General features: G+C 72.1%; 19 protein-coding genes. 8 read left to right on the plus strand and 11 right to left on the minus strand.

Annotation, left to right across the window (positions count from 1 at the left end; translation table 11 throughout):
• Positions 1–79: 79 nt before the first annotated feature.
• The 5 genes from ABZY45_RS26205 to ABZY45_RS26225 all read right to left on the minus strand — a co-directional run bounded on the left by ABZY45_RS26205 (position 80) and on the right by ABZY45_RS26225 (position 4,148).
• Positions 80–463: a VOC family protein gene (locus ABZY45_RS26205; RefSeq protein WP_356743561.1), complete on the minus strand. Its 384-nt coding sequence runs from the start codon at positions 461–463 to the stop codon at positions 80–82.
• A gap of 187 nt (positions 464–650) precedes the next feature.
• On the minus strand, positions 651–1,574 hold the full coding sequence (locus ABZY45_RS26210) for a universal stress protein (protein ID WP_356743562.1): 924 nt from the start codon (positions 1,572–1,574) through the stop codon (positions 651–653).
• Between the two features lie 242 nt (positions 1,575–1,816).
• Complete coding sequence (locus tag ABZY45_RS26215; RefSeq protein ID WP_356743807.1) at positions 1,817–2,722, minus strand: Rieske (2Fe-2S) protein; 906 nt, start codon at positions 2,720–2,722, stop codon at positions 1,817–1,819.
• Positions 2,723–2,963: 241 nt separating this feature from the next.
• Complete coding sequence (locus tag ABZY45_RS26220) at positions 2,964–3,530, minus strand: type 1 glutamine amidotransferase domain-containing protein (RefSeq protein WP_356743564.1); 567 nt, start codon at positions 3,528–3,530, stop codon at positions 2,964–2,966.
• Between the two features lie 141 nt (positions 3,531–3,671).
• A complete protein-coding gene (locus ABZY45_RS26225; RefSeq protein WP_356743565.1) occupies positions 3,672–4,148 on the minus strand; it encodes a DUF5709 domain-containing protein in 477 nt (158 codons plus the stop codon).
• Between the two features lie 555 nt (positions 4,149–4,703).
• Here ABZY45_RS26225 and ABZY45_RS26230 point away from each other — a divergent pair.
• From ABZY45_RS26230 to ABZY45_RS26260, 7 genes are all read left to right on the plus strand, one after another.
• A complete protein-coding gene (locus tag ABZY45_RS26230) occupies positions 4,704–6,329 on the plus strand; it encodes a diacylglycerol kinase family protein (protein WP_356743809.1) in 1,626 nt (541 codons plus the stop codon).
• Between the two features lies 1 nt (position 6,330).
• Positions 6,331–7,284: a YihY/virulence factor BrkB family protein gene (locus ABZY45_RS26235; protein WP_356743566.1), complete on the plus strand. Its 954-nt coding sequence runs from the start codon at positions 6,331–6,333 to the stop codon at positions 7,282–7,284.
• Positions 7,285–8,067, plus strand: coding sequence for a phosphatase PAP2 family protein (locus ABZY45_RS26240; protein ID WP_356743568.1), 783 nt, complete (start codon positions 7,285–7,287; stop codon positions 8,065–8,067). It begins immediately after the preceding gene.
• Positions 8,068–8,177: 110 nt separating this feature from the next.
• Positions 8,178–8,804: an alpha-ketoglutarate-dependent dioxygenase AlkB gene (locus ABZY45_RS26245; RefSeq protein ID WP_356743569.1), complete on the plus strand. Its 627-nt coding sequence runs from the start codon at positions 8,178–8,180 to the stop codon at positions 8,802–8,804.
• A 113-nt stretch (positions 8,805–8,917) separates the two neighbouring features.
• The gene (locus ABZY45_RS26250) at positions 8,918–10,234 is read left to right on the plus strand and encodes an ATP-grasp domain-containing protein (protein WP_356743571.1); all 1,317 of its coding nucleotides are present in this window, start codon (positions 8,918–8,920) and stop codon (positions 10,232–10,234) included.
• 35 nt (positions 10,235–10,269) lie between these two features.
• Positions 10,270–12,303, plus strand: a complete 2,034-nt coding sequence (locus tag ABZY45_RS26255; RefSeq protein ID WP_356743573.1) for a CocE/NonD family hydrolase — start codon at positions 10,270–10,272, stop codon at positions 12,301–12,303.
• 182 nt (positions 12,304–12,485) lie between these two features.
• Positions 12,486–14,699 (plus strand): catalase, encoded by a 2,214-nt coding sequence (locus ABZY45_RS26260; RefSeq protein WP_356743575.1) that lies wholly within the window; start codon positions 12,486–12,488, stop codon positions 14,697–14,699.
• 192 nt (positions 14,700–14,891) lie between these two features.
• Here ABZY45_RS26260 and ABZY45_RS26265 read toward each other — a convergent pair whose 3' ends face one another.
• Together ABZY45_RS26265 and ABZY45_RS26270 are read right to left on the minus strand one after the other, a co-directional pair.
• Positions 14,892–15,947: a YncE family protein gene (locus tag ABZY45_RS26265; RefSeq protein ID WP_356743577.1), complete on the minus strand. Its 1,056-nt coding sequence runs from the start codon at positions 15,945–15,947 to the stop codon at positions 14,892–14,894.
• Positions 15,948–16,088: 141 nt separating this feature from the next.
• The gene (locus ABZY45_RS26270) at positions 16,089–17,903 is read right to left on the minus strand and encodes a hypothetical protein (protein ID WP_356743579.1); all 1,815 of its coding nucleotides are present in this window, start codon (positions 17,901–17,903) and stop codon (positions 16,089–16,091) included.
• Between the two features lie 195 nt (positions 17,904–18,098).
• Here ABZY45_RS26270 and fes point away from each other — a divergent pair, with 195 nt between their 5' ends.
• Complete coding sequence (gene fes, locus ABZY45_RS26275) at positions 18,099–19,370, plus strand: enterochelin esterase (RefSeq protein ID WP_356743581.1); 1,272 nt, start codon at positions 18,099–18,101, stop codon at positions 19,368–19,370.
• A gap of 75 nt (positions 19,371–19,445) precedes the next feature.
• On the opposite strand, the gene ABZY45_RS26280 is transcribed toward fes, so the two are convergent.
• The 4 genes from ABZY45_RS26280 to ABZY45_RS26295 are packed head-to-tail and all read right to left on the minus strand — an operon-like array spanning position 19,446 to position 24,432.
• Positions 19,446–19,640, minus strand: a complete 195-nt coding sequence (locus ABZY45_RS26280; RefSeq protein ID WP_356743583.1) for an MbtH family NRPS accessory protein — start codon at positions 19,638–19,640, stop codon at positions 19,446–19,448.
• Entirely contained in the window at positions 19,637–23,569 is a 3,933-nt protein-coding gene (locus tag ABZY45_RS26285) for an amino acid adenylation domain-containing protein (protein WP_356743585.1), read from the minus strand. The genes ABZY45_RS26280 and ABZY45_RS26285 overlap by 4 nt, the downstream gene beginning before the upstream one ends.
• Entirely contained in the window at positions 23,566–23,793 is a 228-nt protein-coding gene (locus ABZY45_RS26290) for a phosphopantetheine-binding protein (protein ID WP_356743587.1), read from the minus strand. The genes ABZY45_RS26285 and ABZY45_RS26290 overlap by 4 nt, the downstream gene beginning before the upstream one ends.
• Before the next feature lie 6 nt (positions 23,794–23,799).
• Positions 23,800–24,432, minus strand: coding sequence for an isochorismatase family protein (locus ABZY45_RS26295; RefSeq protein WP_356743589.1), 633 nt, complete (start codon positions 24,430–24,432; stop codon positions 23,800–23,802).
• Positions 24,433–24,434: the final 2 nt, after the last annotated feature.

Genomic DNA, 24,434 nt, shown 5'->3' on the forward strand with positions numbered 1-24,434 from the left:
TGCACCACTTCAGGGCCAAGGACGCGCTTCTCGAAGCCGTACGGGAGCGCTGCGAGGAGAACGACGGCGCGTGGTGTGGTCAGAGCGGCTGGAGCCGCGTGCGCAGAAGACAGAACTCGTTGCCTTCGGGATCGGCAAGGACGTGCCAGCCCTCGGTTCCGGTCTGGCCGACGTCGGCGGGCCGCGCGCCGAGGGCGAGCAGCCGCTCCAGCTCGTCGTCCTGGTCGCGGTCGGTGGCGTTGACGTCGATGTGCAGCGGGAGCTTCCCGGGCCGTGCGTCGCTGCTCGGGCTGAGGACGAGGGTGGGCTGCGGGCCGCCGAAGCCGGCGTCGGGCGGCCCGATCTCGATGCTTCCGTCCGCCTCGCGGCCGAGTTCGACGTAACCGAGGACCTCGCTCCAGAACGCGGCGAGCCGGTCCGGGTCTGCGGCGTCGAGGACCAGTTCACTGATGCGGCATGCCATGCCCGCAGTCTACGTACGGGCGGACCGTGCGTTCGGTGTTCACGGACGGAGTGAACCTGCCCTCGGTGCCGACGGCCACCGGACCGTCCGGCGTCAGGCTCCGTCCACTGCCGGGCCGGACACGTTCGCGTTTCGGCGCGCCAGGGACGGCGGCTGCCGGGAGCACGGGCCACGGGCGGCCCGCACGTCAGACGAAGTCGTCCCCGAGCGTCTCCTCGGCGACTCCCCTGTCGTCACGGGTGTAGGGCACGATCTGCACAGGACAGTGCGCGTGGTGCAGCAGAGCGTGGACGACATGGCCGAGCCCCAAAGCCGAGACGCTGCGCCGCTCATGGCTCCCGACGACCAGGAGCCCCGCCTTACGGCTCGCCTCGACCAGGGCGGACGCCGCAGACCGTGCCGTGCCCGTCTCCGCCTGCACCGTGAGACCGGGCCGCGCCTCGCGGACCCGGGCGGCGAGGTCCGTCAGCAGCCGCTCGCGAGGGCTTTCCCGCTGTTCCGTGACCTCGGGCGCGGCCTGACGGTCGTCGCGCCGGACGAACATGCTCCGGATGTTCAGGAGTCGCAGGGGACACTTCCGTACCTCCGCCTCCCGCGCGGCCCGGTCCAGCCACACCGCGTCGTGCTCGTCCCGCACCGCCGCTGTGACCGGCGCGCCGTCCCCCCGCCCGGTCTCCCCACGCACGACGACGACGGGCGCGGGGCTGCCCACCACCGCTTCGAGACCGACCGAACCGAGCAGGAGGGGACCGAATCCGCCGCTGCCCCTGCTGCCGACGACGATCGTGCCGCGCGGCCCGACAGCCGAGTGGAGCGCGGTGACCGGGTTCCTCCTGCTGAGCTTCACCGTGAGGTCGAGCTCGGGAAATCGTCCCCGTACCTCCTCCTCCGCTGCCGCCAGTACCGCGTTGCCGTTGGTCCGGGCGTGCTCGGACGTCTCGAACGAGGCGAACCGGTCGAGGCGGTCCAGGTTCGCGGCGTGTACGAGCCACAGGCCCTGGCCATGGAGGGTGGCCTCGTCCGCACCCCACAGTGCGGCGGCCCTGGCGTGCTCCGAACCGTCCACGCCCACGACCGTCCTCGGTCCGGCGCCGGACGTGTGGGTACGCATGGCTGCTCCTCGTGCCGTTCGTCCCTCCCTGCCTCCCATGCTGTCACCGCCGGACGGGGTGCGCCCAGCGCCTGGGGTGTCCGGCGGGCCGGAAGCCTCTGTACCCCCGTACGCGCTGGGGTACAGAGGCCGGCAGGCACGGCCGCCGCGGGATACGGGACGCGCGGCCCGGGGGGGCAGGAGGCGACGAAGCGGGCGGCGCTCCGTCCTGCGCTCACATCAGGGCGCACGCCGCCGTCACGTCACGCCGCGCCGTGAGAGGCGTTCGCGGAGAGTCCTCGCTCACGCAGCCGCGCCTCCACACGGCCGTCGGTGACCCGGGTGTCGAAGGCGGGCTGCGCCGCGGTCGCCGGGCCCTGGACGTTCCAGCCGTCGGACAGCCGGAAGACGCTGCCGTGCCATGGGCAGCGAACACACCCGTCGGTGACCTCTCCCTCGGAGAGCGGGCCGCCCAGATGGCTGCACGCGTCAGCCAGCACGTGCACCTGGCCACCGCTCTCACGCACCACCACGACGGGCACCTCGTCGATGTGCCGGCGGACGGGCTCTCCGACGGGGAAGTCCACGACGGCTCCGATCTCGTGCCACCCGGGCTTCACCAGATCGGGCACCGCTTCGGCATGGTTGGCCCCCGACGCCTGCCGGTACGCCAGATGACCGCCGATGGCCCCGCCGACTCCCACGACGGACAGACCGGCGAAGCCCAGGACCTTCCCGAGCCGGGCGCGCCCCCGCAGGCGGGCAGTGAACGAGCCGGCGTACAGAGCCACGCCGGTGATGTTCGCCGCCGCGTGCACGAAACCGACGCGACGCTGGCGGTACTGCAGCTCCGCCCAGTCGACCCAGCCCGCCACGGCTGCCGGGCCCGCGGTGCTCAGTCCCACGCCGACCAGGGCGCACGCCGCGCGGCGCTGCCCGGGAAGGAGGTCGAGCACGGCCGCGGAGAGCCAGGTGCCGATCGGGACCTGCACCAGCAGGGGGTGAACGGGATGGCCCAGCCAGCGGCCGTGCAACGCGTCGCGCCACGGCCCCAGGGGGAGCGCCTGGACGCTCTTCTGCACGACGTCGATGGCGCCGTCGAGCACGGTGGTGTGTTCGAGGCGGTCCATGGCCTTCAGGACCCGTCCGGGGCCCAGCGGCGACGGCATCAGGTTCTTCACCGCGCGCAGGGCCGGACCGGCGGGGGAGGCGCGGTGGTCTGCTTCAGACATTTCGTTCATAGAGGGCGGGTATCCATCTGGCGCGGCAGGAAACGGCCGGGCGCCGTTGTCAGTCGATTGCCCGCCGTACGCACCCCGGCGAGTGCAGTGGAGGGCCGGCCGCGAACCGGCCCGCCGACCGTCCCGTGCGGACGGTCGGCGGGCCGGAGCCGGGGCCTGCCGTACTCAGTCAGGCGCACGCCGCGAGGGCCTTGTCGATCTCTCCCAGGAAGGGTTCCAGATCACCGGGGTTGCGCGAGGTGATCAGCGTCCAGCCGTCGGAGTCGTCTGTCACCACGGGCGCGTCGGTCCATTCGCCTCCCGCGTTGCGGATGTCGGTCCGCAGCGAGGCGTACGAGGTCAGCCGCTTGCCCGAGACGACACCCGCTTCGACCAGGGCCCAGGGACCGTGGCAGATGGCCGCCACCGGGCGTCCGGACTCCGTGAAGGAACGGATGATCCCGCTCGTACCGTCCTGGAGACGCAGGGTGTCGGCGTTCAGGGTGCCGCCCGGGACGAGCAGCAGGTCGTAGTCGCCGGGGACGGCGTCGGTCAGGGTGAGGTCGGGGCGGACCGTCTTGCCGGGATCCTTGTCACCGACCAGCGTGACGATGTCGTCCATCGACACCGCCGCCACGTCCACCTGGGCTCCCGCCCCGCGGAGGTGTTCGACAGGCACCACCAGCTCGTCCTGCTCCACGCCGTAGTTGGTGACCACGGCCAGCACCTTCCGGTTCTTCACGTCGTTGTCGGTCATCGCCTGTCACCTTTCCTCCGGGGGCCACCGGGTCGTGGCCCGCGTCCGTGACGTTCCCCTGATCAGCGGGTGTATGCATCCGGCGCACCGGACGCGCAGGTCAGGGGGCTCTCGGAGCTCGCCGCCGGGCCGGGCCCGGGCTCAGGTCCCGGTCCCGTCCTCCTGGATGTGCACCGCGGCCTCCTCGGCGGAGGCCGCGCCCCCGTCGATGCCCACGTCACGGCCCAGGACCCTGTTGTTGCGCGCGGCGAGAGAGTCCTCGGCCACCGCTACGCGTCCGGCGCGTTCGGCCCCCGCGTCGCCCTCCTCCGGGCCGTTGTCCTCGGGCTCTTCCTCGGTCTCGTCCTCGGTCCGGTTCGCCGCGAGGAAGGGATCCTCCTCGGGCTGCTCCTGCGCGATGCGCTGGTCGAGGGACTCGCCCTCCCTCTGCTCCTCGGCGGTCGTGCCGTACTTGGACACGCCCAGGGGCTTCTCCGGCGGGGAGTACCCCGTGTCCAGCATGTCGTCGAGATCGGGCTCGTCGATCACGTTCTCCGGATCGAGCTCGTCCGTCGGCCGGTTGTCCGCGTCCGATCCTTCCGGCTGGTAGACGTCGTCACCGCGTCCTGCGTCCGACACCGGCTGCTCCTTCCGTTGAGGTATGCCGCATCCGCCGTCGCCCGTACTCCCGGGTCGTCCGGCGTCGCCGCTCTCCTGCCCACCCGAGCCCGGGTCATTGATGCGAACCGGCCGGATTTCGCCGGTGGCCGTTCCGCTCGCCCGGCGCGCGCACTCCGTCGTCCGCGGGTGGGGAGCCGGGCAGATGGCCTGGTCAGCCCAGTACGGGCCGCCACCGGTCGGCCTCGGCAGCTTATGACCGATATCCGGCCGGTGCGACCGGGCGACGACGCCCGCCGCGGTGAGCGGGCGCGGAGGCAGTGCGCAGCGGGAGGTCTGCCCGCGCGCAGAGGGGGCAGACGGCGAACGCCGGGGCGGGCCGCCCCGGTCCTACTCGCGGCCGAGAGCCCAGGAACCGACGGGAACGCCATGCCCACCGACACACCGGAAAGACACACAGCCCTCCCCGGCGCACCCGCCGTGGTGCTGCCGCGCGGCTCCGCCGAGCCGCACGAGGCCGAAGCCTCCCGTCCCGCAGCTGAAGCCTCCCGCCCCGCCCCCGAGACAGCCGGGGGCATGGGGCGAGCTGCCGGAATCATCGCCTCGATGGCGACGTGCCAGGCGGCGTTGATGGTGGGCCTCGGCCTCCTCATCACCGGCCCCGGCGCCGATATGTGGCCCATGACGGCCGAGGACGCGGTGGCCCGGACTTTGGAGCGAGCCCGCACCGGCACCCTCGACACGATCTCCCTCGTCGTGTCCGAGGCGGGCAACACGGCCACCGTCGTCGCCGGCACCCTCCTCAGCTGTCTCGTGCTCCTCGTGGTGCCGCGGTTGCCCCGGTGGAGGGAAGCGGTCTTCCTCGCCGTCGCCGTGTCGCTCCAGTCCCTGGTCTTCCTGCTCATCACCGAGGCCGTGGACCGTACCCGGCCCGAAGTCGAGCGTCTCGACGCCTCGCCCCCCACCTCCAGCTACACCTCCGGGCACACCGGCGCGGCGACGGCGCTCTACGCCGGTCTCGCCGTCCTGGTCCTGCGCCGGGCCAAGGGGCCGTGGCGCCGGCCCGTGGCCGTGCTGCTGCTGCTCGTGCCGATCCTGGTGGGGATCGCCAGGGCCTACCGGGGGATGCACCACCCGACGGACATCGCGGGGGGCCTGGTCAACGGCGGACTGTCCCTGCTGATCGTCGGCCGGGCCCTCCTGGCCGGCCCGCACGTGCCCGCGCCCGCTCCGTCCGGTGAGGCGCCGCTCACGGGGTCCGCAGCCGAAGCGCCGCAGGGCGAGACGCCCGGCCGCACCGCGGTGGTCTTCAACCCCACCGTCACCGACGAGAGCGACCGCGCCGCCCTGCGCGAGGTCCTAGAGCGGTACGGTCACCGGGCCGCGGACTTCCTCCCGACCACGGCCGACGACCCGGGCGCGGGCCAGGCGGCCGGCGCGGTGCGCGGGGGCGCCTCACTGGTCGTCGTCTGTGGCGGCGACGGGACGGTCCGGGCGGTCTCCGAGGCGCTGGCCGGCACCGGCGTACCGCTCGTGGTGGTGCCCTGCGGCACGGGCAACCTCCTCGCCCGCAACCTGGGCCTGCCGGTCAAGCCCGTCGAGGCGCTGGCCGCCGCGCTGGGCGGTGCTCCGCGCCGGATCGACCTCGGCCTGATCGAGGGCGACGGCATGGCCCCGGCGCACTTCACCGTGATGTCGGGGGCCGGGCTGGACGCCGCGATGCTGGAGAGCACCAGCGACCGCGCCAAGGCCGTGCTCGGCTGGCCCGCGTACGTGGTCGGCGGCCTGCGCGAGCTGCGTGCCCCCCGGATGCGCCTGACAGTGAGTCTGGACGGTGGGCGGCCCATGCGCCGCAGCGCGCGGATGGTGCTCATCGCCAACACCGGCAAGGTGCAGGGCGGGGCGGCGCTCGTACCGGCGGCCCGGCCTGACGACGGCCTGCTGGACCTGCTCATCCTCGATCCGCGCGGCCCGGCGGGCTGGCTCAGCGCGGTCGTCTCGCTGCTGCGCCGCGACACGGCCAGGAAGGGCGCCGAGGATTCCCGTTCCGTGGAGTACTTCACGTTCCGCCGCGCGGACATCCGCTTCGACGCGCCCCAGCCGCGCGAGCTGGACGGGGACCCGGTGGCACCCGGTCGGCAGTTCACCGCCCGGGTCGTCCCCGGCGCGCTGACGGTCCTGCTGCCCGTGCGGGGGGAGTGACATGGGAACCGCTACTCGCGTTCCGCAGACACGGGACATGATCGGCAGCGAGCTCTCCGGTGACGAGGCGCTGGCCACGCTGAGGCGTTACGGCCGCTGGCCGCTGCTGCGGGACTCCTTCGTGCGCTTCCGCTACGCCGACGGCTTCAGCCACTCCCGCGCCCTCGCCCTGCAGACCGTGCTGGCCGTGGTGCCGCTCGTCATCGCCTTCGTCGGGCTGTCGACGGCCCTGCACACCGAGAATCTGGGGCGGGTCGCGGAACTGACGATCCAGCGGATCACGGCCGGGCCGAGCGCCGAAGTGGTCGACGACGCGCTGGACCGCAGCCGCCGGAATGCCGACGACGGGGCCCAGGTGGCGCTCTGGTTCGGGCTCGTCTTCTCGCTGGCCAACACGACGACGGCCATGTGCCAGATAGAGCGCGGAGCCAACCGGATTTACGGGGTCGAGCGCGACCGGGTCTTCCACCTGAAGTACCTGCGAGGGCTGGTGATGTCGCTGACCGCCGGCATCCCGCTCGGCCTCGGTTTCGTCGCCATGGTGGCCGGACGCGACCTGGTGGCGGCGGTGGTCGACGTGTACGACCTCGGTGCCGATGCCCGTTCCGCCTGGGACCTGCTGCGCTGGCCCGTGGGCATCGCCCTCGTGCTCCTCTCCGCGAGTGCGATATTCCGCCGCTCGCCACGACGGCGCCAGCCGGGCTACACCTGGCTCGCCTTCGGCGCCGCCGTATACCTCGTGCTCTGGACCGCGCTGACCTGGCTGCTCAGCCTCTACCTCCAGGTCAGCGGGTCCTTCGACACCGTCTACGGGCCCCTCACGGCCTTCATGTCCCTGCTGCTCTGGGCCTATCTCACCTCCATCGCCCTCTTCCTGGCCCTCTCCTTCGCGGCCCAGCTGGAGGCGGTGCGGGCCAAGCGGCCCGGACCCGTACAACCCGACCCTGGAGCCTGAATGCCCGCACGACCCCCTGCCCCCGCCCTGCGACCGAGGCGCCGTGACGCCGACCGGCGATTCGGGATCCGGCTGTTCGGTTCCGCCGCCGTCGCCGCTGTGGCCGCCGTCCTCTTCGGCCTCCTGCTCGTCCTGGTGGAGAGCGGATGGCACCCGCTGCGGCGCCTGGACGCGGGCGCCGCGCGGTGGCTGAACCGGACCGCCCTGGACCACCCGGCGTGGACCGGCACCCTGCGCTTCCTCTCGGACGTGGTCTGGGACCCCGTGACCCTGCGCGCCGCGGTCGCGGTGCTCACCCTGTGGCTGCTGCACCGCCGCGCCTGGCGGCTCGCCGCATGGTCGGCCGTCACCGCCGTGGCCGGAGGCCTGACCGGGCTGCTGGTGAAGGTCGTCGTCGAGCGGGCGAGGCCCGCCCTGCCGGAACCGGTGGCGCACGCTCCCGGCTTCTCGTTCCCCTCCGGTCACGCGATGACTGCCACGACCTCGTTCGCGATCCTGCTGCTCGTCCTGTTGCCGATGGTGCACCGCAGGCTGCGTCCCCTGTTCTGGGCGGTCGCCGTCATCTCGGTGCTGGGTGTCGGATTCACCCGCATCGCGCTGGGCGTGCACTGGTTCAGCGACGTGGTCGGCGGCTGGACCCTCGGGCTGGCCGTGGTCGCCCTGACGGGCTGGTCCTTCGAGGCGTGGCGCGCGGACGCGGGACTGGGCCGCAGCGAGGTGGCCGAGGGTCTGGAACCGGAACTGAGCGGCGACGACGACCCGGAGGACCCTGACGCCGGCTGACGGCGCGCGCGGGGTCCCGTCCCGGGGGTGCGGACGGGTGCGGGACACCGGGAGACCCCTCCTGCCGGCGAAAGGAACGTTTGTTCTAATTGCCGGGTAGACTTGTCACCATGTCTGTTCATCTCCAGGGTTCGCTCTTCGACCAGGCCGACGGCCCGCGCCTCGGCCCCCTGACCGGGCTGCGGCGGACGGTCCTCGGCGACGGCGCGTGGACGGACCTGCTGCCCGGCTGGCTCGGCGGCGGCGACGAGCTCTTCGCGGAACTCGCGGCGGACGTCCCCTGGAGGGCGGAACGCCGCCAGATGTACGACCGGACGGTCGACGTGCCCCGGCTGCTCGCCTTCTACAGCGAAGGGGACCCCCTGCCCAGCCCCGTGCTGCGTGAGGCCCGCGAGGCGCTCTCCGCCCACTACGGCGACGAGCTCGGCGAGCCCTTCGTCACGGCAGGGCTCTGCTACTACCGGGACGGCCGCGACAGCGTCGCCTGGCACGGCGACCTGCACGGCCGCAGCTCCTACGAGGACACGATGGTGGCGATCCTCTCCCTCGGAGCCCCGCGCGACCTGCTCCTGCGCCCGTGCCGGGGCGGCGAGACGGTGCGCACGCCGCTCGGCCATGGGGACCTCATCGTCATGGGCGGGTCCTGCCAGCGCACGTGGCAGCACGCAGTCCCCAAGTCCGCGCACGCCCGGGGAGCGCGGATCAGCGTGCAGTTCCGCCCCCGAGGAGTGCGCTGAACAGGGATTTCTCCGGTCCGGGCCCCGTTTTGCGGCGGGGCCCCGCATGCCGGAAGCGGCTCCGGGCAGGCGGTGTGGTGGCAAGCAACACTTCCTACCGGAGGGACATCCCCATGCCCCAAGGGCAGCGCAAGAACATCTTCGTCGTCGGCCTCGACGAGGCCAACCTGCGGACACTGGAAGCGGTCCCCGACGCCGGCTCGTACGAGTTCCACCGGCTGCTGACCGTCGAGGAACTGCAGGAGGGCGAGGTGTCCGTGCCCGCCCTGATGGACCGCGCCAGGGCCGTGCTCGACGCGCACGACGGCGGCATCGACGCGATCGTCGGCTACTGGGACTTCCCCGTGAGCACCCTGGTCCCGATGCTCGGCAAGGAGTACGGCGTCCGTACGACCAGCCTCGAATCCGTCGTCAAGTGCGAGCACAAGTACTGGAGCCGGCTCGAACAGCGCAAGGTCATCGATGCCTATCCCCGCTTCGGCAGGGTGGACCTCGACGCGGACGACCCGAAGCCCCCCGAGGGCGTGAACTTCCCCATGTGGCTCAAGCCGGCCCTCGCCTACTCGTCCGAACTGGCCTTCGGGGTATCGGACATGACCGAGTTCCGTGCTGCCGTCGACCAGATCAAGGCGGGTATCGGCCGGGTCGGCAGGCCCTTCGACTCCATACTCGACCTGCTCGAACTCCCGCCGGAGATGCAGGGCGTGGGAGGCCAGGTCTGTCTCGCCGAGGAGGCGATGACCGGCATCCAGGTGGCCGTCGAAGGCTACGTCTACCAGGGCAAGGCCCATGTGTACGGCGTGCTGGACTCGATCAACTACCCCGCGTCGCCCTGCTTCCTGCGCCACCAGTACCCGAGTACCCTCCCCGCACCGGTGATCCGCAAGCTGCACGAGGTCAGCGAACGCACCATGCGGCAGATCGGCATGGAGTCGGCCACCTTCAGCATCGAGTACTTCTACGACCCGAAGACCGGTGACATCAGCCTGCTGGAGATCAACCCCCGGCATTCCCAGTCCCACGCAGAGCTCTTCGACTACGTCGACGGAGCGCCCAACCACCACCGGATGATCAGCCTCGCCCTGGGACGCGACCCCGCGCTGCCCGGCGGCCTGGGCCGTTACGCGATGGCCGCCAAGTGGTACTACCGCTGGTTCGGCGACGGGAAGGTCCACCAGGTACCCACCCCGGAGCGGATCGCCGCCATCGAACGCGAGATACCCGGCGTGCGCATCGACGTCGTACCGGAAGAGGGCCAGAAGCTCTCCACGGTCTCCCAGCAGGACAGCTACAGCTACGAGGTGGCGCACATCTTCACCGGAGGGGACGACGAGGAGGACCTCCGCCGCAAGTTCGACCGGTGCGTGGCCGCCCTCGGGCTCACCTTCGACGAGACGGAACCGGGAGGCCGCGGCACGAAGACCCGGTGAACCGGCACAGCACCACGAAAGGAGGTCGCCCAGGCATGCGCTACGTCGATCAGCTGCCCTGCGCGATCCAGGAAGAGAAGCACGTCACCATCCCCATGGCGGACGGGATCAAACTCTCCGCCCGGATCTGGCGTCCCACCGCGTCGGACGCGGAACCCGTGCCGGCCGTTCTGGAGTACATCCCGTACCGCAAGAACGACCTCACCTCCACCCGCGACGCCATCCACCACCCGTACATGGCCGGGCACGGCTACGCCTGCGTCCGCGTCGACCTGCGGGGGACCGGGGAGTCGGAGGGCGTGCTGCTCGACGAGTACCTCGAACAGGAGCAGGCGGACGCCGAGTCGGTGCTCGCGTGGATCGCCGAACAGCCCTGGTGCGACGGGAACACCGGGATGATGGGCATCTCCTGGGGAGCCTTCGCCGCTCTCCAGACGGCCGCCCGCAGGCCACCGAGTCTGCGCGCCATCTGCATCGCCTCGTTCACGGACGACAGGTACGCGGACGACATGCACTACCTCGGCGGCGCGATGCTGTCCGACAACCTGGCCGAGGCGGGGACCATGTTCGCCTACGCCACCTGTCCGCCCGACCCGGCGGTGGTCGGGGAACGCTGGCGTGAGATGTGGCGGGAACGCATGGAGGCGGCACGCCCGTGGGTCCTGGAGTGGCTGCGTCACCAGCAGCGTGACGACTACTGGCGCCACGCGAGCCTCAGCGAGGACTACTCGGCCCTGCGCTGCCCCGTGCTCGCCTCCAGCGGCTGGGCGGACGGCTACTCCAACGCCGTGGCCAGGCTGCTCAGCCGGGTCGACGTGCCGCGCAAGGGCCTCATCGGGCCCTGGTCGCACAAACTGCCGCACCTCGGCGAGCCGGGACCCGCCATCGGATACCTCCAGGAAGTGGTGCGCTGGTGGGACCACTGGCTCAAGGGCGTCGACAACGGCGTCATGGACGGCCCCATGCTCCGTGCCTGGATGCAGGAGAGCGTCCCGCCCTCCACCTCCTACGAGGAACGGCCCGGCCGCTGGATCGGCGCGCCGTCCTGGCCTTCGCCGGACATCGCCGAGACCGTCTTCCCGCTGCGCGCGGGGGCCCTGGGGAGTCCGGGGGAGCCGGCGGAAGAGCGGGAGGACCGGGTCCACACGGTGCAGTCACCTCTGTCCGTCGGGCAGTTCGCCGGTAAATGGGCCTCCTACAACGCCCCGCCGGACCTGCCCTACGACCAGCGTGAGGAGGACGGCGGTTCCCTCGTCTTCCAGACCGAGCCCCTGGCCGAGCGCGTCGAGATCCTCGGCGCCCCCGTCGTCGAGGTGGAGGTGGCCGCGGACGCGCCGGTCGCCCAGGTGAACGCCAGGCTGTCCGACGTCGCACCGGACGGGCGCTCCACGCGCGTGACCTACGGGGTGCTCAACCTCACGCACCGCGACAGCGAGGAGTCCCCGCAGGCTCTGGAACCGGGCCGGCGGTACCGGGTGCGCGTACCGCTCCACAGCGTGGCGCAGGCGTTCCCGCCCGGACACCGGATCCGGCTTTCGCTGTCGACCTCGTACTGGCCGCTCGTGTGGCCCGCTCCGGAACCGGTCCTGCTCAGCGTGTACGAGAAGGGCAGCACGCTGACCCTGCCGGTACGGCCCGCCGACGTACCGGAGGACAAGGCCCTGCGCCCCTTCGGCGAGCCCGAGGGGTGTGCGCCGCCCGCGGTCACCCGGCTGAGTGAGCCGGAGCAGGCGTGGACCGTGGCCAGGGACCTGGTCGACTACCGGTCGGTGCTCGACATCGTGAAGGACAGGGGCCGGCAGCGGCACGAGGACACGGGGATCGAGACCGGGCTGCGCGCCCATGAGACGTACAGCTGGACCGGTGAGGACTTCGGTTCCGTACGCGGCGAGTCGGCCTGGGAGATGCGCTTCAGCCGCACCGACTGGGACGTCCGGGTCGAGACACGCACCGTGCTCAGCTCCGACAAGGACACCTTCCAGGTGGACGCGACGCTCGACGGATACGAGGACGGCCGGCGGGTCTTCTCCCGGACGTGGAACGAACGCATTCCGCGGGAGAACGTCTGACCGCCCCGCCCCGCCTCGGGCGCACGCACCCCGACGGATTCCGCCGTGCGAGTGACGGCCAGGGACTCGCCGTGGCAGGCAGCCGGGGCGCGGCAGGTATTACCCGTGCCCGTGCGGAGCGGCGCCTCGGACGAATCCGTACGCCGGTCCGGTGACGGGCTCCACATCCAGGAGGACGAGAAGTGACGGACAAGCAAGGGAAACAGCCCATCCCGGGCGCACCCGCAAGCCTTCCCCCGTCGGCGGAGGAGCCGACGGAACCGCGCGAGCCGCTGCCGCCCAAGCCCGACCAGAGCGGCCCCGAGACGGTCAGCCCCACGGGCCAGCCCACCGGAGCGGACCCCGCACGCACCGCACAGAGCGGCGCCTACCTCACCACCGCGCAGGGCGCGCGGCTCCACGACACCGATCACTCCCTGAAGGCGGGGCCGCGCGGGCCCGTCCTTCTCCAGGACCACCATCTGCGGGAGAAGATCACCCACTTCGACCACGAGCGCATCCCCGAGCGCGTGGTCCACGCGCGCGGTGCCGCCGCTCACGGCGTGTTCCGTGGATACGGGACGGCGGCGAAGGTCTCCAAGGCCGCCTTCCTGGCCAAGGACGTGGAGACTCCGGTCTTTGTACGGTTCTCCACCGTGCTCGGCTCGCGAGGCTCGGCCGACACGGTACGCGACACGCGCGGCTTCGCGACGAAGTTCTACACCGAGGAAGGCGTCTTCGACCTGGTCGGGAACAACATCCCGGTCTTCTTCATCCAGGACGCCATCAAGTTCCCCGACATCATCCACGCCGGGAAGCCCCACCCCGACCGCGAGATCCCGCAGGCACAGAGCGCCCACGACACGTTCTGGGACTTCGTGACGCTGCACTCCGAGGCGACGCACCACACGCTGTGGAACATGTCCGACCGGGGTATCCCGCGTTCGTACCGGATGATGGAGGGCTTCGGCGTCCACACCTTCCGGCTCGTCGACGCCGAAGGCGCCTCCACCCTGGTCAAGTTCCACTGGAAGCCCAAGCTGGGCGTCCACTCCCAGGTCTGGGAGGAGGCCCAGATCGCGGGAGGCGTCGACCCGGACTTCCACCGCCGCGATCTCGCGGACGCCATCGAGGCCGGTGCCTTCCCCCAGTGGGAGCTGGGCGTGCAGACCTTCCCGGACACCCCCGAGCAGATGTTCCAGGGCATCGATCTGCTGGACCCGACGAAGATCGTCCCCGAAGAGCTCGCCCCCGTGCAGCCGATCGGCCTGATGACGCTCAACGCCAACCCGTCGAACTTCTTCGCCGAGACGGAGCAGGTGGCCTTCCACGTCGGCAACATGGTGCCGGGCATCGACGTCACGAACGACCCGCTGCTCCAGGGGCGGCTGTTCAGCTACGTCGACACCCAGCTGACCCGGCTCGGCGGCCCCAACTTCCCGCAGCTGCCCATCAACCGGACCCATGCTCCGGTCAACGACATGCTGCGGGACGGCATGCACCAGACGGCCGTCCACCGTGGCGTCGCACCGTACCGGCCCAACTCCCTCGACGGCGGCTGCCCGTTCGTGGCAGGCGCGGACACCGGTGCCTTCGTCGAGGTGCCCGCGGAGGTGGCCGCGAGCCGGAAGGTGCGTGAGGCCCCCGAATCCTTCGACGACCACTTCAGCCAGCCCCGGCTCTTCTGGCTCAGCATGACGCCCGTGGAGCGCGAACACATCGTCGCCGCCTACACCTTCGAGCTCGGCAAGTGCTACGAGCAGGCGATCAAGGAACGCGCCCTGAAGGTGCTGGCGCGGATCGACACCCAGCTGTGCGAGCAGGTCGCCACCGGCCTGGGACTGCCCGCCCCGCAGGCGGAGGGGGCCCTCGCCGACCCGGACCCGAGCCCCGCTCTGTCGCAGGTCGGCGGCATCTGGCCGGTCGACGGCCGGATCATCGGCATCGTCGCGGACAAGGACGCCGACCTGGACGGTGTCCGCGCGGTACGCGACGCCGTGCAGGAAGCAGGCATGGTGCCCCTGGTCATCGCCCCCGCCGGAGGTGTCCTCGACGCGGGGGGTGACCCCATCACCGTCCAGCGCACCTTCGCCACCGCCCGCTCGGTCGAGTTCGACGCCGTCCTCCTCGCAGGCGCCCCCGCGGCGGGCGCCGACGCCATCGGCGCCCGGGACGCGAAGGCCGGGTCCGGCGGCAGGGCCACCGACCCGCGGCTGCTCCTCCTGCTCGACGAGGCGTACCGGCACGCCAAGGCGATCGGCGCCTGGGCCGGCGGCGACGCGGTCCTCGCGTCGGCGGGCGTGCCGCAGGAGGCGCCGGGCGTGGTGAGCGGCGACTCCGGCACCGAGGTGCTGGAGCAGATCGGGCAGCTCCTGGGCGGGCACCGGGTCTGGGAGCGCTTTCCCGCCACGCTCTGACCGGCCGGCACAGCCGGCCGGCGGCGGCACCCGGGGGCTCCGGGTGCCGTGAGGGCGTCCGCTCCGGGCCACGGCAACGAGCCGGGTGTCCGGCCCACCGCTTCTCGCGGTGGGCCGGACACCCGGCTGTGAAGTATGTGGGGGCGGTGGAGCGGCCACCGGCCGTGAGGCGTGGGGGCGGTGGAGAGGCGGTCAGCGGGTGACGCGGAAGCTGTGGATCTGGTCGGCGCCGTTCAGGCCGGCTCCGGACTTGTCGACCACGTACGCGGTGCCGCGGGTGATCTCGACGTGGTTCGGGTTGGTTCCCGTGGTGACGGTCCTGACGACCTTGCCGGCCTTCGGGTCGACGACCGTCGCGGTGGCGGCGGTCCGGTTGACGACCACGATGTTGCCCGTGCGGTCGTCGTTGGCGACCGAGAGGGCGCCCGCTCCGGTGGCGACGGACTTGGTGACGAGACCCTTCTTGAGGTCGATCACCGAGACGTCACCGCTGGTCTGGTTGGCGGTGTAGGCGGTCTTGCCGTTCTTGGACAGAGCGATCGAGATCGCACCGTCACCGGCGGGAATGAGCCGCGGGGTCGCGGACCTCGTGGTGACCTCGATGACCTGGTCGTTGTTGAGGTCTGCGGCGTAGGCGGTGCCGGTCCGCTCGTTCACGACGAGTCCGGTCGGACCGGTCCCCTCGACGGTGATCCGCTGCTTCTCCTCGAAGGTCTTCGAGTCGAAGGCGACGATGGTTCCGTCCGTGAAGGCGCTCGCCCACACGGTGTTGTGACGCTCGTCGACCACGATCTCCCGTGCGTGGTTCACGTTCGGGAGGGTGGCGAGGTGCTTGCCGGTGCGCTGGCTGTAGACGGCGACCGTGTTGTTACGGGTGTTGGTCGTCCAGACGGTGTTGTGCTCGTCGTCCACGGCTACGCCGTAGACGGCCTCCAGGGCGCCCGTGGCCGCGTCGGTGACGGGCGGGGTGATGGTCTGCTTCACCTCGAGGGTGTCCGGGTCGACCTTCAGCAGGCTGGAGCTCACGACCGGCGGGCGGCCCACGGCGACGGTCGTCCACAGGACGTCGTTCCGCTCGGAGTACGAGGACTGGTACAGGCCCTTCACGAGCGGCGCGACCGTGACGGCGTCGCTCGCGGCGTGCGCGGAGGCGGTGCTCGTCAGCGCGGCGGTAGTACCGGCGGCGATCACGACGGCGACGGCGGCGCGGATGGCGGTGCGACGGCTTCTGTGGTTGGACGTGGTCATGCGGGGGTCAACTCCCTGACTGGGGTCTCAGTAGGAACAAGAACAACTTAGCTTAGGCTTACCTAAGTAACGCGCCTTCAGGCGTGTGACGCATGCAACAACTTCGCTGTGAGGGCGTCATGTTGGGTCACGCGCCCGGCGTCAGCCCTGCGCGACGGGTCCGGCGGTGCCAGCAGGTCCGGCCGTTCCACCCGGACGGCGGCGTACGACGAACAGGGTCGTGGCCGCCGCGCCCGCGGCGCCGCCGACGGCTGCCGCCGCGGCCGACCAGGCGATCGTCGGGTACGAGACGGAGCTCTCCGACGAAGCCGCTGTGACGGTGTTCGGTGCGGTCGCCGACGTGGTGGCCGCCGAGTCGGCCGCGACGGCCGTCGTGCCGGGTGCGGTGACCGTGAAGTCGACCTTCAGGGTGGTGGAGGGGTTCGGGGCCAGGAAGCGCAGCCAATGGGCTCCCGTGGGTGTTTCGGCGGGGATGGTGACCTCGCCCTTGTACGAGCCCGAGGCGTCGGCCTTCCACTGGCCGAGGATCTCCTCGTCGTCCAGCTTGATGGTGACGGTCTGTCCGGCCGGGAACTTCGTGACCTCGAAGGGGATCTTGCCGCCCGGCTGCACCTCGCTGGCCGAGATGGTGGCCTTCGCCCCCCGGGAGTTCGACGCGCTGGCCGGCGCACCCGTGGCCGCGGGCACCTCGCCGGTGCCGGCGGTCGTGCCCGTGGAGTCGGAGGAGGAGCCACCCGCGGCCTGTCCGGCCGAGGCTCCGGAGGTGACGGTGAAGTCGGCCCGGAGGCTCGTCGACGGGTTCGGTGCGAGGAAGCGCAGCCAGTGGGCGCCCTTCGTGGCGTCCGCCGGGACGGTGACGCTGCCGGACATCGAGCCGTCCGCGCCGATGCCGTTCGCCCACTGGCCGATGATCTCGGAGTCGTCGAGCTTGACCGTGAGCTGCTGCCCCGCGGGGAAGCCCGTCACCCGGAAGGACACCTTGCCGCCCGCCGCGACCTGTGAGCCCGCGGTGATCGTGGCGGAGGTGCTGCCGGAGGCGGAGCCGGAGCCCGCAGACCCGCCGGAGGTGCCGGAGCCGCCGCCGGTGCCGGAGGGGTCCGAGCCGCCGCCGGTGCCGGAGCCGCCTGAGCCCGAACCGCCGGTCCCCGAACCGCCCGTGCCCGACGACGTCACGGAGATGTCCGCCCGCAGGCTCGTCGAGGGGTTCGGCGCCAGGAAGCGGAGCCAGTGGGCCCCGGCCGAGGTCGACTTGGGGACGGTGACCGTCGCTGTGAGAGTGCCGTCGGCCTTCACGGCCGAGGGCCACTGCCCGATGATGTCGGCGTCGTCCAGCTTGACCGTGACGCTCTGGCCCTTCGCGAAGCCGGACAGCGTGAAGGTGACCTTGCCGCCGGCAGCGACCTCGGAGTCCGTCAGCCGTACCGCCGGCTCGGCGGTCGCCGGCGGCTCGCTCGTCGGCGGCGGTGTGGGGGTGGGGGTCGGCGTGGGGGTGGGTGTGGGAGCCGGGGTGCTGCCGGTCACCGTCAGGTTCTCGCTGCGGACGCTCGTCTGCGGGGCCAGGAAGCGCAGCCAGTGTTCGCCGCCCGGGGTGGCGTCGGCCGGGACGGTCACGGAACCCGAGACGCTGCCGTCGTCACCGATCGCGAACTGCTTGAGCAGGGTCTTGTCGTCGAACTTGACGCTCAGGGTGGCTCCGGCGGGGAAGCCGGTGGCCTCGAACGGCACATCGCCGCCCGGATTCACGGCGGTGGCGCCCAGGGTGACCGTGGGGGAGACGGTGTCGGCGACCAGGGCGACCGTGCCCGTCGCGTCCGCGTCAGCGGAGCCTGCGGCGACCGGCGCCCCGGCCAGCGCGCCGATGCCGAGCGTCGCGCCTGCGGCGAGGGCGGCCATGCGTCCCAGCCGGGGCCGGGAGAAGGCGGACGCGGGTGTGCGGGAGGGTCTGGCAGGGTTCATGATGTGCTGCTCCTGGCGGACGGAGAAGAGAGTGAGAGGGAGGGCATGCGGGACAACGGCCTTGTGAATCAGCCGGTCTGGGCCCTCCGAGCTTGCTTAGGTTAGCCTAACCTCAGCGATGTCGGGCATCTCGTTCAGGGCTCGGGAGGTAAGGTGACCCTAAGTTGCTGTTCCTTCGTGTTCGGAGTACCTCTCGTGATCACCTCAGAGCCGCCGCAGGACGTCACGCGCCGGCCGCCCAGGATCGTGCGCCCGGACGAAGTGCCCAGGCTCCCGCTGCCCGGATTCCCCCTCCCCGGACCCGGGGAGACCGAGGACTTCTGGGCCCGCGCGCGCGGCAGCGGCACCCCCCTGCTCGCTCCTGATCCCCAGGGCAGTCCCGGCCACAGCGCCGTGACGTTCCTCTGGCGAGGCACCCCGGCCACCCGTGCGGTGCAGGTCCTCCCCAACAAGATCGGCGATCCGCGCGCCCCCGAGGGCAACATGATGGAGCGGGTGCCCGGCACGGACGTCTGGCACTGGTCGCTGCGTCTGCGCGACGACTGGCGCGGCACCTACGACTTCTACGTGGACGAGGGCGACGGCCCCGAGCCCGGTACCCCCGGCTACTGGCAGTGGCTGCGCACCCAGCGGCGCAACGACCCCCTCAACGCCTCCGCGCTGCCCCGGCGCTGGGGCGGCGACCCGGTCTCCTACGCCGAACTCCCGGCGGCCCCCGGCGGGCAGGACTGGCTGCCGAGGCCGGACGTCGCCCGCGGGCGGGTCGCCGCCCACGAGGTGCCTTCCGAGAATCTCGGGGGCACCCGCCGGGTCTGGCTCTACGAACCCCCGACCGCCCCGGGGCATCCGGAGGAACTCCCCGTCCTCGTGCTCCTCGACGGTGAGCACTGGCAGCCGCAGCTGGGCCTGGCGAACCTGCTGGACAACCTCATCGCCGACGGCCGTATCCCGCCGGTGTCCGCCCTGCTGCCCGACTCCGTGGACTCCGGCACCAGATGGACGCATCTGACCTGCCGTCCCGAGTTCGTGGCCTTCCTGGCCGACGAGCTGCTGCCCTGGGCGGCCGAACGGCTGCCGGTCACCGGGGACCCCGCACGCACGGTCGTCGCCGGGCAGAGCCTGGGAGGGCTCTGCGCGGCCTACGCGGCGGTGTCGGCCCCCGGTCGTTTCGGCAACGTCCTGGCGCAGTCCGGCTCCTTCTGGTGGCCCGACGGGCCCCGGGCCGAGTGGCTCACCGACCGCATCGCACGGACACCACGCCTGCCGGTCCGCTTCTGGCTTTCCTTCGGCGAGCAGGAGTGGGTCGCCCTGCCCGCTGCCCGGCGCCTGCGCGAGGTCCTGAAGGTGGCGGGCTACGAGGACGCCCGCTACCGGGAGTTCAACGGCGGGCACGACTACCTGTGCTGGCGTACCGAACTCGCCGACGGTCTGGTGGACCTGCTCGGCCCGGTCGCCCCCACGCCGTGACGGAGGCCCCCCATGGCGTGAAGGCGCGCCCTCACGCCATGGGGGACTGACACCGCTGTCGTTACGGCAGGTCACTCACGCCTGCGTCCGCCCCGGCGCCGACGTGTCCACGCACGCCTCGTGCGGAGCGGGGCCGAAGCGCACCGACCACCCCGGGGGCACCTCGCGCCAGACCGGCCAGAGCGACAGCCGGCCGTCGGCGTTCTCCAGCACCAGATGGGTGCCGACGCCCTCGGGGCCCGGGTCGAACGGGCCGCTCCACGTACTCACGCGTCCAGCTCCTTCAGACGGGCGTCCACGACGGCGGCGATGCCGTCGAGATGGCGGTCCTGCATCAACTGCGGATGGGTGCAGTCGAGATCGTGGTTGTCGATCGCCCCGGTCACGTGCGGCCGCCATGCCTCTCGGGTGAGCCAGTCCTCCGCACGCGGGGCGGCGGCCGTGAAGAACAGCAGATCGCCCGAGTAGGCCCGGTGACGGTGCTCACGCATCATGCGGGCATGGTTCGGCACGATGTCGACGATCTTCGACAGCGCGCGGTCGCTGAGTCCTGCGAGCGGACTCCCTGCCTTGCGCAGGGTCGCGAGCACGTCCTCACGGTCGCGCTCGTGTGTCCGCTCGAAGCCCGCCATACGCAGCACGGCGGTCAGCGCGTCACCCTCCTCGGGCGCCGGCCGCTCACGCCACTGCTCGGCCGGGAACGAGTCGAGCAGAGCGAGCAGCTCGACCTCCTCGCCGGCCTCCTGGAGCAGTACGGCCACGGTGTGGGCCAGCACCCCGCCCACCGACCAGCCCAACAGCCGGTACGGGCCGTGCGGCTGGATCGCGCGGATGTTCTGGACATAGTCCTCCGCCTCCTCCTGGAGGGTGCGCGGCAAGGCCTCGTCGCCCACCAGTCCGCGCGCCTGGATGCCGTACACCGGCTGCTCCGGCCCGAGCCTCGCGGCCAGGCCGGCGTAGCACCAGGCGATCCCCCCTGCCGGGTGGACGGCGAACAGCGGGGGCCGCCCGTTCCCGCCGCGCAGCCGCAGTACGACGTCCAGCGCGTCCTCGGAGGCCGGCCCCGTGGAGGCGAGCCGGGCCGCCAGCGCGGCCGGTGTCGGGGACTCGAACAGCGAACCGATGGTCAGCTCCGCCCCGAACTCCTCCCGGACACGGGCCACGAGGCGCACGGCGAGCAGAGAGGTTCCGCCCAGGTCGAAGAACGCGTCGTCAGGGCCCACCGTGCCGACGCCGAGCACCTGCGCGAACAGCCGCGTCAGCGCCTCCTCCCGCGCGTCCGACGGCCGCCGCGAGCCGGCGCCGCCGCTGAACACCGGCGCGGGCAGAGCGCGCCGGTCCAGCTTGCCGTTGGGGCTGAGCGGAAAGGCATCCAGAGCGACCACCGCGGACGGCACCATGTGCTCGGGCAGCTCCCGGGCCAGCGAGGCGCGTACCGCCACGGGGTCGGCGCCGCCCGTGACGTAGCCGACGAGCCGCTGCTCGCCCGGCCGGTCCTCGCGTACGAGCGCACAGGCACCGTCCACCCCGTCATGTGCCGTCAGCGCCGTCTCGATCTCGCCGAGTTCGATGCGCTGCCCGCGCAGCTTGACCTGGTCGTCGGTGCGACCGAGGTACACCACCTCACCCTGCTCGCTCCAGTACGCCAGGTCCCCGGTGCGGTACATGCGTGCACCCGGGCGCCCGAAGGGGTCGGCGACGAAGCGGGACGCGGTCAGCTCCGGACGGCCGAGATAGCCCTCCGCGAGCTGGCGCCCGGCCAGGAAGAGCTCGCCCGGGACCCCCGGCGGGCAGGGCCGCAGCGCCACGTCGAGTACGTACAGACGGGTGTTCCAGACGGGCCGGCCGATCGGAACCGGGCCGGTGGAGTCCACCGCGCACGCGTGGTACGTCACGTCGACGGCCGCCTCGGTGGGGCCGTACAGGTTGTGCAGTTCGGCGCCCGGCAGCTCCCGCCCGAAGGCGTTGGCGCTCTCCCGGGGCAGGGCCTCACCACTGCAGAAGACCCTCCGGAGGCTGCCGCACGCGCCGGCGTCCGCCTCCGTCAGGAACACCTGGAGCATCGAGGGCACGAAATGGCAGGTGGTGACGGCCTGTTCGCGGATCAGCCGGGCCAGATAGGCCGGATCCTTGTGGCCGCCCGGCTCCGCGACGACCAGCACCGCGCCCTGGCGCAGCGGCCAGAAGAACTCCCACACGGACACGTCGAACGACGACGGCGTCTTCTGGAGCACACGGTCCTCGGAGGTCAGCCCGTAGGCGCTCTGCATCCAGCGCAGCCGGTTGTCGACAGCCCCGTGCGACACGACGACGCCCTTGGGCCTGCCGGTGGAGCCCGAGGTGTAGATGACGTACGCCGGATGGGCCGGGGTGAGAGGCCGAGAGGGGTTCACCCACAGATAGCCGGAGACGTCGAGCCCGTCCAGGACCACCAGAGGTGTTCCGGTGTCCTCGGGAAGCCGGCCCGCGCGGTCGGTCACCGCGCACACGGGCGCCGCGTCCTGGAGCATGTACGTGAGCCGCTGCTCCGGGTAGTCCGGATCCAGCGGCAGGTAGGCGGCCCCCGCCTTCAGCACGGCGAGCAGCGAGACGACCAGCTCCACCGAGCGGGGTACGGACACCGCCACCACCGCGCCGGGCCGGGCGCCGAGCGTGCGCAGGTGCCGGGCCAGCCTGTTGGCGCGGGTGTTCAGCTCCTCGTAGGTGAGGGAGGTGTCGCCGTACACCAGCGCCGTCGCGTCGGGTGTGCGGGCGGCGCGTGACTCGATCGGCCCGATCAGAGTGGTGGGCGGGAGCGTGCGGTCGGTGTCGTTGAACGTGTCGACGACCAGCTCGAGTTCGGCCTCGGTCGCGATGCCGTGCGCGGCCGTCGGCACGTGCGGGTCGGTCCGGCTCAGCCGCTCCACCAGATGCAGGAAGCGCTCCTGGTGCGCCGACAGCTGCTCCTCCCCGTACAGGGCAGGGTTGCCGTCGTGGTCGATGCGCAGCCCACGGCCGTCGGAGCGGTCGTAGATGTTCAGCGTCAGGTCGTCGACCGGGCCGGCCGACAGATTGCGGGCCTGTGCGGGGGAGCCCGCGAAGTCCACGTCGTAGTCGAAGGGCATGACGTTGACGAGGGGCCCGACCAGCCCGCGGTTCTCACCGAGCAGCCGCAGGTCTCGGCGGATGTCCTCGTAGCGGAAGCGCTGGTGGCGGCGGACCTTGCGGATGCCCAGCACGACCTGGCGGACGAGTTCGGCGAAGGTGGCCTCCGGGGACACCTCCAGGCGCAGTGGGAGGACGTTCATCACCATGCCCGGCACACGGAGCGAGACCGATCCCATGCGGCCCATCATGGGCAGGCCGAGCACGACCTCCCGGTGGCCGGTCGCCCGTGAGGTGTAGAGGGCCTGGGCGGCGATCAGCACGTCCGGCCAGGTCGCGCGGAGCTGTTCGGCCAGCTCCCGCACCCCCTCCGTCGCCTCGGGGCCCAGGTGGGCCGTGCGGCGCAGGAAGGCCCGCGAGGGGAGCGCCCCGCGGCCGGCGAGCCGGGGCACCTCGGGGCGGTCGGCGAACGCCTCGTTCCAGTGCCGCCGGTCCGCCTCGAACGCCTCCGACGAGCGGTAGGCGTCGTCCTCGGCCACCAGGTCGGCGAGCGACCCGAAGGTGCGGGGGCCGGGCTCCTCGCCCTTGACGAGCGCCGTGTAGACCTCGGCGGTGCGGCGTACGAGGAGCGAGTAGCCGAAGCCGTCCATGACGAGGTGGTGGATGCGCTGGTACCAGAGCCAGCGCTCCTCGCCCACGCGGAACAGGGCGTGCCGGAAGAGCGGCCCGGCCGTCAGGTCGAAGGGCTCGGCCAGATCGGCGCGCATCCACTCGTCGGCCCGCGCACCGGCGTCGGCCGAATCCCGCAGATCCCGTGTGGTCAGCGGCAGTTCTACTGCGGCGAGGACACGCTGGCGCGGGCCCTCGGGGGTGTCCTCGACGCGGACCCGCAGAGACTCGGCCTCGGAGGTCACCCACCGCAGGGCCCGGGCGAACAGCTCGGGGTCCAGCGGGCCCTTGATCTCCAGACACTCCGCCGTGTTCTGCGCGGGGCTGAGCGGGTCGAGCGACTGGGCGAACCACATGCCCGACTGCGCGGCGGTCAACGGCAGTACGGCCGCTTCCCCGGCCGGCGTGGGCCCGGCCCCCTCGGCGTCGGTGAGCAGCGCGGTCATGAGACCCCCAGCAGCGGGGCCCACGCCTCGACGGCGGGCTGCTCCGCGAGGTCCGCGAAGTCCGCCTCGACACCGTGGTCGCGGCGCCAGCGTCCCAGCAGCGCCATGATGCGTACGGAGTCCAGGCCGTAGTCCAGGAGGTTCTCGTCGAGCGGGATGTCCTCGGGGTCCTCGCCGAGGGCGTCGGCGACATCCTGGCGGATCAGTTCAAGGGTGAGCGCCATGGTGTTTCAGATCTCCTTCAGAAGCGCGTCGGTCGTGGTGACGACCGCGCAGCGGCCCGCGGCCCAGCGCAGGGCCATGTCGTGGTCCTCGCGCGAGAAGTCCGCCACGGCGTCCGCGACCAGGAAGGCCTGGATGTCACGCATCCACGCGTCGCAGGCGCTCATGAGCACGCCGATGTGTGCGTACACACCGGTGATCACGAGCTGGTCGCGGCCCGACTCGCGCAGCAGGGACTCCAGTTCGGTCCGTACGAACGCGCTGTACTTCCATTTGGTCAGGACGGTGTCCCCGTCCGCCGGAGCGACCGCCGGCGGGACGGCCAGGGCCTCGGGGTCGTCGGCGGCGCCCGGGCCCCAGAAGTCGAGCTGGAGCCCGCGCTCCTCGGGCGTCTGGCCGCCGCGCTGCACCGAGTAGACGACCGGGACGCCGAGGGCGCGGGCCCGCTCGATGACGCGGGCGGTGTTGTCGAGCATGCCGGTGAGCGGCTGCTCGCCGGGCGGGAAGGCGCCGAGGAAGTGGTTCTGCAGGTCATGGACGAGCAGCACGGCGCGCGCGGGATCGACGGTCCAGTCCACGCGGTTGGCGGGCAGCTCGGCGTCGGTCGGCAGTGCGTAGGGAGCGATGGCGGGAAGTGCCATGG

The sequence above is a fragment of the Streptomyces sp. NPDC006516 genome (assembly GCF_040611875.1).
GTDB lineage: Bacteria > Actinomycetota > Actinomycetes > Streptomycetales > Streptomycetaceae > Streptomyces.